Source organism: Methylocaldum sp. (genome assembly GCF_039794385.1).
Lineage (GTDB): Bacteria > Pseudomonadota > Gammaproteobacteria > Methylococcales > Methylococcaceae > Methylocaldum.
Genome location: NZ_JBDIVO010000020.1, coordinates 22,516 through 30,432 on the forward strand (window position 1 = coordinate 22,516; position 7,917 = coordinate 30,432).

Genomic DNA, 7,917 nt, shown 5'->3' on the forward strand with positions numbered 1-7,917 from the left:
CGTTACACCTCGAAACACTCAGCGACTGATTATCCAGCAATGATGAATTTTCGGATTGCGCTCGAAATCCTTCGGGATCGTTTTGCGGGTGACGTCCTCTAAGCTGATCCCCGCCAGCGCCTCGGAATCAAGCTTGAATTTTCGACAATTGGTCGAAAAAACCAATGCTCCGCCCGATGCCAAGAGATTCATGCATTTTTTTACCAGCATCGGGTGATCCCGCTGCACGTCCCAGGTTTGCCGCATTCTTTTCGACGTCGAGAAGGTCGGTGGGTCCAGAAAGATCAAGTCGAAGCGCCGCTTATCCCGCGATGCCTGATCGACCCATTCGAGACAATCCGCGTGAATGAGCTCGTGGCGGCTGCCACCGATCCCGTTAAGCTCTAGATTGCGTGCCGCCCAGTCCAAATAAGTGCGGGACATGTCAACTGTGGTCGTCGATGCCGCTCCGCCTTTTGCCGCGTACACCGAAGCGGTTCCGGTATAGGCGAACAGATTCAGGAATCGCTTATCCGCCGACCGCTCCTGAATCATCCGGCGCGTAATGCGATGATCCAGAAATAGACCGGTGTCGAGGTAATCCTCGAAATTGACCCAAAATTTCCATCCGCCCTCCTCCACCACGTGAAACCGTCCGGCATCGGCCTGTTTTTCGTACTGAGCGAAACCCTTCTGTTTACGACGAATTTTAAGAAAAAGCTGTTCGGGCGGAATTTCAAGTACTTTTGGAATTGCGGCCACGGCATGAATCAACCGCGTCTCGGCTTTGGCCGGATCGATGCTTGAGGGGGCCTCGTATTCCTGCATATGAACCCAAGTCTGTTCGCCCTCATATACATCCACGGCAACGGCATACTCCGGCAAGTCGGCATCATAGAGTCGATAACAGTGGATTCCGTTTTGCCGCGCCCAGCGTCCAAGATTTTTGAGATTCTTTCGCAATCGGTTGGCGAACATTTCCGCTCCACTGTCCGCTGCCTCCACGGCTTTGGCTTTTCGAAAGATTTCGCGGGTTTTACGCTGCGCATCGGTAAGCGGCTCCGGTTCGCGCGGGGTGAAGAAGCGCTCTGGTTCGACATCGAGATTGAAAAGTCTGCATTCGAGAGCCCCGTTGTACAGCGTGTAATAGCGTGTCGCCCTTATGCCCAGTTTGAAGGCCAGGTCCGGATTACCGGTCAGTAGAGTCGCCTTCCAGCCGACGAAATGATTTTTCAGCGTCTCTCCCAGTTGGATATACAGAGGGACCAGCGTCTTCTCGTCGCCCAATCGTTCGCCATAAGGAGGATTAACGGCAACCAGACCGAACGCATGGCGGGGGCGAGCGTCGCCCATGGCTTTGCGCTCCACATGGACGTAACCCGTGAGCCCCGCATGTTCGATGTTTGCCAGGGCGATTCGGACGGCTTGCCGGTCGATGTCGTAGCCGACAATCGGTGGAAGTTTTCGCAACCCCGCCTCGCAGCGCCGTTCCGCCTCGATCACCAGGTTCTGCCAGAGCGCGCTGTTATGTTGTTTCCAGCCGAACAGGCCGAAATGAGGCCGCAGCAGCCCCGGCGCAAAATCGCTTGCCATAAGCGCCGCTTCGATCGGCAAGGTGCCCGAGCCGCACATGGGATCGACGAAATGTCCCCCGCTCTCGGCGATCCTAGGCCAGCCGGCGCGCAGCAGAATGGCCGCCGCCAGGTTTTCCTTGAGCGGCGCACGGCCGCCTTCCTGTCGATAGGCGCGCTTGTGGAGACTCTCGCCGGAAAGATCGATGCTAACGGTCGCGATATCGCGATCCAGATAAACGTTCACCCGGAGATCGGGGCGATCGAGACGCACCGACGGGCGAACGCCGTGATGCTCGCGGAAGTAATCGACGATCCCGTCCTTGACCTTTTGAGCGCCGAACAGCGTATGGGTGATCTTCGACCGGCTGGAGGCGAAATCCACGGCGAAGGTCGCCTGCGAGTCCAGATGAGCGCTCCACTCGATTCGCCGGATGCCCTCGTAGAGTGCCTCCGGGCTTGCGGCAGGGAAACGCTCCAGCGGGAGCAAGATCCTGTTGGCCAGCCGGGACCACAAACACGCTTTATACGCCGTTTCGAGGTCACCGCCGAAAGCCACCCCTGCGCGGGTTTCGGCAACCTCCACCGCACCTAATGCTCTTAACTCGTCTGCCAAAAGAAGCTCCATACCGAGAGGAGCGGTCGCAAAGAAACGCTGAAAACAATTCATTGACTGGCTAATAAAAAAATCGATTGCGCGATGATTGGACAAGATAGGGACCGTTCAGCATCGGAAGGCATGGCTTCGCTTCTTGCAGTCTCTCAGTCGCTTGCTAACGACCGTTCAAGAGATGTTTGACAGGTCGATAATTGCCGACGGTAACGCGTCGCAGTCGCCGCGACACGCTGGGCAACTCGCAGCAGCCAGGGTTTGGATAGATACGTCTTACGCCGGAATCCGCCGTGGCCCTCATGATATGCCAAATATTGGTTATAGGCGTCGAACTTCGCGATTCCAAGGCGCGTAAAACTTTGATGCGCATACCAGCCGATAAAATCGACCACGTCCCCGAACTCGTCCCGATCCGCTCCGCCGTTGCCCGTTTTCGTCCGATACCATTCCCAGGTGTCGTCTTTGACCTGGCCGTAGCCGAAAGCTGACGATGACCGCCACAACGGCAGAACACCCAAAAATTGGTAACGGGGCGGACGCGCGTCCTCGACAAAACTCGATTCCTGATTGATGATCGCCATCTGGACCGGTACGGGTATGCCCCACCGCCGCTGCGCATTTCGGGCGTCAACGTACCAATCTTCTTTTTCGAGAAAAATCGAGCACAGATTCGAAGGGTTTTTCGGCGGGGCGGTTGCACAACCGGCCATTACTGCCGCAAGCAGACAGCAAAAGGCCAATTTTACCGGAAACCTTGCGCTTCCGGCATTTCTGCAGCCCATCAGACGGCGGACCGTTCCGTATAGGTTTCTTGCTCGGGTTGAAGTGCTTTCCATGTCCATTCACCATTAGCGGCAAATTCCAAAACCGCATCATAATATTCGAGTCCGTCGTGCAATCCGCCGAGATTGACATAGGCAATGCGGTTAGCATTAAGCATGTCCAGAACCGTGGCAACTTGCTCCGTGCTCAAAGCAGTGTCAATACGGTCCAAGAATGCAAATTTGGGCGCGGCAATCACCAGACGGCTTACGGCTACCAGCTGTTGTTCGGCTAGAGATAGAAGGCTGTCCCAATCGTGTTCCGTATCCAGCCCCCCGGCCCGCGCAAGCATGGGCTCCAGGTCGAGTGCGCTCAGAACGGCCCGGATACGCGCTTCATCGATCACGAATTCCTGGCCGGTCCGGAGCAGCAGTTCACGAAGCGTTCCCGGAGGAAGATAAGGGCGCTCGGGAAGAAACATGATCTGATCGAGTTCCGGACGAATGATCCGCCCCTCGCCTTTTTCCCAAAGACCTGCGGTAGCCTTGAATAGCGCTACTCTCGCGGTGTCGTCTTCTCCATAAACCAGAAGACGTGTTCCGGAAGGAACCGAAACGGACAAGTTCTTGACGATGACGTGACCATCCTCGGGAGCTCGCAGCGTCAAATGCTCGTACGCAAGCAGTCCGTCGTTTTCGCACACTTCGATGGCGGCTGGAGCGACCGGCGTCTTGACGCAGATAGGACACTCGGAGGTGCGACGGTGATGGGCGCAGACTTCGCCCGTTGGAACCGGCGTTGCCTGTGCTTGCTCGATCGCCTCTGCTAGCGATCCCAAGCGAGCGATGACTGCGGCGAACGAAGAAATGGATTGGAAATTGGTTACGATCAGCGAAAATGCCCCCAAGAGATGTGCAAAGGCCATGGCCGCTTGAGTAATCACGCCGAACTCGACTTCGCCGCGAATATAAAGAGGCGCCACGATCAAGGCGGGGATAATCTGGATGAGATAATTGTACCCCGTAGTAAAGAATCCCAAATTTCTTTGTACGTCGATGATTTTTCGGAAATTGGCCGTCAATTCGTCGAGATGGCGCAGGACTCTGCCTCTAGCTCGACCTTCGCGGCGCAACAGTGCTATCGATTCGGCGTTTTCCCGGACATGAATGAGGTCCGCGCGGAAGTTAGCCTCTTTGTCGAGCTGGTTATAGTTCAATCCAACGAGTGAATAGCCTAAGCGAATGGTCAAAAAGGATCCGACCAAGGCATAAACGACCGCTACGCCGAAGAGCAACGGACTGATCGACCACATCACCCCCGAGAAAGCGACAACGGTAAAAGCGCCGTTCAGAAACATCAGCGTGAAGGACAGCGTAGTAACCGTGAATGCCCGCACGTCGTCGGCGATCCGCTGGTCCGGATTGGCGATTTCCCCGTTTGCTATCAGACGGTCATTGAGCCGGTAATAGGTGGGATGTTCGAGATAGATATTGACGAAGCGCCGGGTCAACCAATCCCGCCAGAGCAAACCCAGACGCTCTTCGATGAAGCGGTAATAAACCGCGACCAAGGTAGATGCCGCCAAAACGCCGATATAGATGGAAGCCTGCCACAGGAAACCTTCTCGGTTGCGTTCTGCGATAGCCGTCATGAAATCGCGACCTACGTAGCTGTTCAGGACATTTAGACCGTTGATCGCAAACAGAAACATGATCAAGCCGACAAACAACATTACGGCCCTGCGGCCCACTTCGGAAGACACGAAGCTCTTGATGCCGCGAACGAAACGAAGCCACGTCAATCGGTTAATCTGTGAAAATTCTGCACTCATAATTAATCGTCTTTGTATTATTCGCCGCAGCATGTTCCCCCGGCGCGTTGTTCCGATAAACGCGAACACAGTCGCCGGTACCGGAATTCAATTCGGTTCGGGCGCACACTGACCGACTGAATATAGTAACGTCGTTATGCTTTTTTGGTCGCAGTGTGACTCAAGTCCCGTATCACCCGCAAGGTGCCGGACCCCGCGACGGCAAGATACCGATGGCCTTAAGTGTGGTCATCTCCAGCCAAAATTGCCACTATCGAAGCGAGTTCTACAAAAAAGCTCTCCGTAATTTCGCGTATCGGCTAACATTCATAACGAAAGGGTGCGATCGATACGCTTCAGTTGAAAAGTACAGCCGCCTAGTCTGCAATATTGCGTCGGCGGTTCTTGGCACAAATCATGTGTATTTCGAAAGGCCGGTCGAAGCGTTATGCTTGAGAGCAATCCCTTACCACCGACGAATTATAGAAATCAAACTCCTGGGTGAGTGGGTGTGAATTCGGAGGAAGATGTCATGTCGACCACAGTCATCGAGCGCGAATTAAGCGAACAAACATTCTCCGCATTATGGAAATATGTGAAATGCATCCTGCGAATGCACGTGGCGGGGATAGTCGACGAAGCGGAAGCGAGCGGCCGCACGCAGAGTTCCGAAGGTACCGAGCACGCCTCCTGACATCAGGGCTCGAGGCGTAATCGGCCAAGCTTGCACATACCGTGCTGCTAGGCTGAATCCTTCAGCCGGCTCGGAGCAACCGAGCGGGTGGGATAGATTCCACGAATTAAAGGCGGCAGTTTCGTCGCGCGCAAACAATTTGCGCTGATGCTTCCGGAAAGCTACGCCTTCAGCTTTGCCGTCCGCGCCGCCCCATCACCAACGAATTCAAGCTGATCGGCCCGACCACACTATTGGGTGGTTTCATCTGGATCGCTACAACTTTCCGCCCGATTGGCGGCTTGTGCGGATCAAGAACAGTCGAGCCGAATTCGCCTGAGGCTCCTTGGGCAGCGGCACTACCTCGCGCGGGAAAAAACCATTTGTCTTGAGCTAGTCCCGCACCGATCGGAGGATCGGTAAAGAGCAACTACCGAAGCGGCGCACGCGCCGGATAAAATGGCCGGTTGTTCGAAACCCTGACCTCGTCGGAGAAAACTTCCATCTCCGCGGCTATCGTCCGGTACAGATCGGGCGTCCAGGAAGGTAGCCCGTAACCATCGGGATCGAGCGGCAACACGCGTGGGTCTCGCGGGGCAATGATCACTTTGACGTTTTCTTCTCCGACCTGTGCCGTGAGCACGAACAGTTCCTCTATCACTTTGTCCCCCATGGCAAGACAACCCGCGGATACGCTGTCGCCGTGGATGAAAATGTCCGATCCCGGATCGAAACGGCCTTCGCGCTGGGCATGGAACCAGTCGAACTCGTTCGGATAGTTCAATTTCATCGACAGGTGATAATTGCTATTCGGATTTAGTCCGACAATGCGGTATATCCCCTCAGGAACCTGTTTGTCACCCTGTCGCAGCTTGGGGCCGGTCACGCCGCTGGCGGCCTTGATGTCATAGCCGCGGATAAAACGGAACTCTCCCTCGTCTTTGGCCCAAAGTTCTAGCTTCTTTTCCTGTTTCAGTGCAATAAACGTGACTTTCCTAGGCGGATAGGAGATACCGGCCTTGCTGAAATACGGCTTGAGCTCTTGCTCGGCATACGGGCCGAATTGGTAAAGCACATCATGGATAGTCCGGTGTCTGGGCTCAAGAATATGCGGCGAAAGCATCGGAGATTGGTTAACAGTCGACATGGGCGATTGGCGCGCTACTGACTGATGTTTCTTAACCACCTTGAGGACTTGCTTGCCACTCGTTCGTGTGTGCTTTTTAGTGCTCCCTGTACAGGCAGTCAAAAAGGCAGCCGCCACCATCAGCAACAGGATAGTCTCGAATTTCGATTTCATATGCAGGTCCCTCAAAAAGAATCGCGCCTCCGTGGCTGCACGGCTGTCAATCGAGCGAACGTCGCTTGCCAGCCCATACTTCTTCGACAACGAAAATTCAATCCAAGTAGCGACTTACACTTTGTACCGAAAACCATATATTTACCGTTCTGTCCAAATTCTTCTTCAAGAGGCTTCTTGATTCCGGTTCGGCCCGAACGCGAATTGCCTCGTCGGCATTACGGCACACAGATCCGGTCAATCGGCCGCGTCGGGTTCGAAAAACACCCATTTCACTTGGGGAAAAGCCGTTTTCAGACCAGCCTCGCAGCGATTGATATCGGCGATCATTTCGTTCATTTCGGCCACTCGACGCATCTTCGCCTTCACCGCCACCATTACGTCGCTGCCGAGTTGCAGAGTGATCAGATTGAAAATCTGCGCGACTTCCTCGCACTTGTCCAGATGATTATGTATGGCTTGCTTGATCTCGGGCTCAACGCTTTGGCCGATCAACAACTCGGAGACTTCCGCACCGATGCCCACGGCAACCAATACCAACAACCCACCGATTGCGATACTGCCTGCGGCGTCGTAAACCGGATCGCCGGTCGCCATGGCGAGCCCGACAGCGATCAGAGCGAACACCAATCCCGCCAAGGCCGCTACGTCCTCGCCCAAAACCACGATCAGTTCGCTCTGACGCGTGTCGCGGAACCAGCGCCAAAGTCCTCGGTTACCCCTGGCCTTGTTAACTTCCCGCAGGCATCCGTAAAGCGAGACACTTTCCATGGCAATGCTGAACACCAGAATCCCGACCGCCAGCCACGGCGACTCCAGCCCTTCGTGCGCCTCCAGCTTGTGTATGCCTTCGTAAATCGAAAACAATCCACCCATACTGAAAAGAATCAGCGCGACGATGAACGACCAGAAATAAATCGCTTTGCCGTATCCCAAAGGAAAATCCGGCGAAGGCGGACGCTTCGCCCGCTTGAGGCCGAGGATCAGCAAGCCCTGGTTGCCGCAATCGGCGAAGGAATGAATTGCTTCCGCCAGCATCGAATTGGAACCAGTATGCATGGCGGCGAACAGCTTGGCTACGGCAATGGCCGCGTTTGCGCCCAGGGCGAAAAAAATGGATTTCAGCGAATCGGCTTGATGGGACATGACTCCTCGTGGCGTCGTTCTTTTTCGTATCGAAGGAGTGAAAAGAATAGCATTTGCGCAGCA

At 55.0% G+C, this 7,917-nt stretch carries 6 protein-coding genes; 1 reads left to right on the forward strand and 5 read right to left on the reverse strand.

Annotation, left to right across the window (positions count from 1 at the left end; genetic code table 11):
* Nucleotides 1–18: 18 nt before the first annotated feature.
* The 3 genes from rlmKL to ABJK70_RS03455 form a co-directional block, all read right to left on the reverse strand.
* Entirely contained in the window at nucleotides 19–2,220 is a 2,202-nt protein-coding gene (rlmKL, locus tag ABJK70_RS03445) for a bifunctional 23S rRNA (guanine(2069)-N(7))-methyltransferase RlmK/23S rRNA (guanine(2445)-N(2))-methyltransferase RlmL (protein ID WP_347257415.1), read from the reverse strand.
* A 92-nt stretch (nucleotides 2,221–2,312) separates the two neighbouring features.
* Nucleotides 2,313–2,945: a hypothetical protein gene (locus tag ABJK70_RS03450; protein WP_086133938.1), complete on the reverse strand. Its 633-nt coding sequence runs from the start codon at nucleotides 2,943–2,945 to the stop codon at nucleotides 2,313–2,315.
* The gene (locus ABJK70_RS03455) at nucleotides 2,945–4,756 is read right to left on the reverse strand and encodes an SbmA/BacA-like family transporter (protein ID WP_077731041.1); all 1,812 of its coding nucleotides are present in this window, start codon (nucleotides 4,754–4,756) and stop codon (nucleotides 2,945–2,947) included. The genes ABJK70_RS03450 and ABJK70_RS03455 overlap by 1 nt, the downstream gene beginning before the upstream one ends.
* Nucleotides 4,757–5,267: 511 nt before the next feature.
* Between ABJK70_RS03455 and ABJK70_RS03460 the strand changes: the two genes are divergently transcribed.
* Entirely contained in the window at nucleotides 5,268–5,429 is a 162-nt protein-coding gene (locus tag ABJK70_RS03460) for a hypothetical protein (protein WP_156880886.1), read from the forward strand.
* A gap of 409 nt (nucleotides 5,430–5,838) precedes the next feature.
* Here the strand turns inward: ABJK70_RS03460 and ABJK70_RS03465 are convergent, their stop codons facing one another.
* A complete protein-coding gene (locus ABJK70_RS03465) occupies nucleotides 5,839–6,708 on the reverse strand; it encodes a L,D-transpeptidase family protein (protein ID WP_156880887.1) in 870 nt (289 codons plus the stop codon).
* 237 nt (nucleotides 6,709–6,945) lie between these two features.
* The gene (locus tag ABJK70_RS03470; RefSeq protein WP_086133936.1) at nucleotides 6,946–7,854 is read right to left on the reverse strand and encodes a cation diffusion facilitator family transporter; all 909 of its coding nucleotides are present in this window, start codon (nucleotides 7,852–7,854) and stop codon (nucleotides 6,946–6,948) included.
* Nucleotides 7,855–7,917 lie beyond the last annotated feature (63 nt).

What these genes read in the sequence shown, in the direction of transcription:
- rlmKL (WP_347257415.1), bottom strand. Translation starts at nt 2,220, where the DNA reads ATGAATTGTTTTCAGCGTTTCTTTGCGACCGCTCCTCTCGGTATGGAG.
- ABJK70_RS03450 (WP_086133938.1), bottom strand. Translation starts at nt 2,945, where the DNA reads ATGGGCTGCAGAAATGCCGGAAGCGCAAGGTTTCCGGTAAAATTGGCC.
- ABJK70_RS03455 (WP_077731041.1), bottom strand. Translation starts at nt 4,756, where the DNA reads ATGAGTGCAGAATTTTCACAGATTAACCGATTGACGTGGCTTCGTTTC.
- ABJK70_RS03460 (WP_156880886.1), top strand. Translation starts at nt 5,268, where the DNA reads ATGTCGACCACAGTCATCGAGCGCGAATTAAGCGAACAAACATTCTCC.
- ABJK70_RS03465 (WP_156880887.1), bottom strand. Translation starts at nt 6,708, where the DNA reads ATGAAATCGAAATTCGAGACTATCCTGTTGCTGATGGTGGCGGCTGCC.
- ABJK70_RS03470 (WP_086133936.1), bottom strand. Translation starts at nt 7,854, where the DNA reads ATGTCCCATCAAGCCGATTCGCTGAAATCCATTTTTTTCGCCCTGGGC.